Genomic DNA, 2,202 nt, shown 5'->3' on the forward strand with positions numbered 1-2,202 from the left:
CAACACTAAGATAAGTGAAATTTCTGACATGGCAAAATCCTGAGCAACTTTTTGTTGCTCAGGTGCTTATAAAAAATATTAAATTATAGTGTTGCGGAATTAAGGTCTTTAAATATATTAGAGTATCAGATTGTTGGAAACTTAGAATATTTGAATAAAGAATCTATTTTGTTAGGATGTCATATAGTTCTTTTATTTATCTACAGGTTACTTCTTATATTACTTATAGTCAAAGTGTTTTTTTATACAGTTTATATGATAACAAGTCTCTTACAGGTATTAATCTCAAAGAAAAAAATATAATATGGATTTTAAAGAAGCATATATAGATAAGATGATTTGTCATAGGTTCAGCTTAGACAAACATAAATGTTTGATTAATCATATAGACATGGATATGGCAAAGTTGGATCAGGCTTTTTTGAAAGATTTTTTCATTAAGCCGTTTAATCGTGAAAAGGTCCAATATTCATTTGTCCATTCTGTTGATTTGAAATATAATATAGTATATAATACTGTAGTTGATATTTTCAATGGAGGTAATTTTATAGATGACTCTATATCAATCTTTAAGTATTTAGACAGTGTTTCTACAATGCCCACAATAAAAGATGGTGATATCTTCATTGTAAAAATAGAGGATGTTTTAGATGAAGATACGTATTGTGAGGCTATAGGTATTTATAAAATTGAATCTAAGAATGAATTTATAGAGACTACTGTTGATTCGCATGGTAATATGGGAGTTTCTGTAAAAACAGGATATACTTCCCAAAAAATTAATAAAGCATGTTTGATAGTTTTTACTAAAGATATGCCTGTAGGCTTCATTATAGATAAATCTAAGGATTCTAAATTTTGGCGACAAGATTTTTTGGGAATGGAAAATAAGATGACTCCTTATAGCCAGTCTAAAGGACTTGTACGTTTGATGGAGGGTTTTGTAAATGATAAGTTATCAAAAGAATCCTTAGTCTCAAAATCTGAGCAGGTTAGAATTATAAACAGCTCTATAGAATTGCTTTGTAAATCAGATAAGATTAATGTTGAGGAATTGCAATCTGAAGTATTTCAAGATACGAACATTTTGAACATGTTTGAAGAATATCGCAAAGCATATGAAGAGCATGAGAAAATAAATATGGAAAAAAGTTTTGAAATAGACAAAAAAGCATTGACAGTTCCTAAGAAACTACGTAAAATTAAATTGGACGATAACGTAGAATTATGCTTAATGAAAACGGGTAATTTTATAGAACGTGGCTTTGACGAAAATAGTGGCAGAAATTATTATAAAATATATTTTTCAAAAGAAAAATAGACATGAACTAGTTACAACTTATGGATAAATTAGAAGATCAAAGTTTCTGTAAATGGAAATTATGTTGTAATATTTGATTATCAAATGTCTATGTATTACAGGTTTTCTGTTTCATAAGTATAAAAATATAACTATTCTACTATTTATATAATAGGAGAAATATAATTAATTATTTAAGTATGGATTATTTTTTTTCAGACATAGTAGAGAGTTCTAAAAATAGAACTTTCTTGCAAAAAATAAAGTCTTTTTCAGAACAAGCGCAGCAGCAAGTTTATGTTCTGAAAGGCCCCTTGACAGATGCAAAGTACACATATGATATTGATGATGTCTGTATCATATTGACTCGTGGAAAGAAGATAACGTTTGTTGCTTTTTCAGATATTGACAAAGATCAATTTCTGGCATACAAGCAAGATGTTATGGAAGATATAGGTTCTTTGAGTGATTCTTATGGCTATCGGAATGTTATTGGAAGACCTCGAACTTGGGAAAGTAAGATAACTTGTAGTTATTATTTAGAGGAGATTAGTGATTTTCGTCATTGGATTGATTCTGATATTCTATTGGATTCTGATACTCCTTCCCGTTTGTTGGATTTAATTATAACTTTGTTTATAGGAAGTATTAATGACGTTTCTCATATAACTATAGATAAACAACTTAGTATTTTAGAGAGAGTCAAACAAAAAATCCAAATGTTCGATGGACAACAGACTAGATTCATATATGGCAATATGGATGATGGTGAAAAGCGTATAACTATACAAGGACTATCTGGAACAGGAAAAACAGAGCTGCTTCTGCATAAATTGAAAGATGTTTATTTGAAAGGGACAGAACTTCCTATAGGTATCACATGCCATAATCGAGTGTTAGCT

General features: G+C 29.2%; 2 protein-coding genes. Both read left to right on the forward strand.

The window, feature by feature from the left end; translation table 11 throughout:
* Positions 1 to 304 precede the first annotated feature (304 nt).
* A complete protein-coding gene (locus MR593_RS02970; RefSeq protein WP_290686788.1) occupies positions 305 to 1,321 on the forward strand; it encodes a nucleoid-associated protein in 1,017 nt (338 codons plus the stop codon).
* 179 nt (positions 1,322 to 1,500) lie between these two features.
* Positions 1,501 to 2,202 (forward strand): hypothetical protein (locus MR593_RS02975; RefSeq protein WP_331474725.1); only part of this gene is annotated, 702 nt, incomplete at its 3' end.

The organism is Intestinibacter sp., from assembly GCF_022780145.1.
Lineage (GTDB): Bacteria > Bacillota > Clostridia > Peptostreptococcales > Peptostreptococcaceae > Intestinibacter.

What these genes read in the sequence shown, in the direction of transcription:
- MR593_RS02970 (WP_290686788.1), top strand. Translation starts at nt 305, where the DNA reads ATGGATTTTAAAGAAGCATATATAGATAAGATGATTTGTCATAGGTTC.